At 31.8% G+C, this 610-nt stretch carries 1 protein-coding gene; it reads left to right on the top strand.

Annotation, left to right across the window (positions count from 1 at the left end; genetic code table 11):
* Window positions 1-473 (top strand): hypothetical protein (locus ACFSQ0_RS07250; protein WP_379046293.1); only part of this gene is annotated, 473 nt, incomplete at its 5' end.
* Window positions 474-610: the final 137 nt, after the last annotated feature.

The raw sequence follows: 610 nt of genomic DNA, 5'->3' as shown, positions 1-610 counted from the left end.
TGCCATTTAGAAATTATGGTTATTCGGGAGAAAGGCTTTTTCCTATTCAAAATAGTGATGCGGATAATATAGTTCGGATATGGATAAATAATGGAACATCAATAGATAGAATAATTACGGTATCTAAAGGCAAAAATTTTAGTGAACACTCTGAACTGATTGAAATCGGTCTAACAAAAAATGGGAAAAGAAAATTTCTGACTCAGGAAGAACAAAAACCTTTGAGTGGTATTGCTAAGTTTTTACAAACAGTAGATTCTTTAAACTTATTTCAATATGAATCACAAGAAAAATTTTCTCCTGCTTTACACCAGCCTTTTTCTTTCTATGTTATAGAGCAAAAAAAAGATGGGAAATATCACCAGTTCACTTTTAATACTGACTTTCCAAATAAAAATGAAGAAGCGACTAAATTTACTGCTCTTGAAGAATTCATAATGAACGAATTTAAGTGGGAATTCAAATTAAATTAAACTGGTGCCAACAGCGCATAACAAAAATGGCGAATTTAGAGCTAAAACGAGAGTTTTGTGTATTTTTATAAAAGTATAAGTTTAACCGAAAAACTTGCGCATTTTAGCTCGCCACTTTCGTTATGCGCGAGACGTTG

This window comes from Mesonia sediminis, assembly GCF_042684705.1.
Taxonomy (GTDB): domain Bacteria; phylum Bacteroidota; class Bacteroidia; order Flavobacteriales; family Flavobacteriaceae; genus Mesonia; species Mesonia sediminis.
Note: the sequence above shows the minus strand (reverse complement) of the source record. Positions and strands in the feature narration are given on the sequence as shown.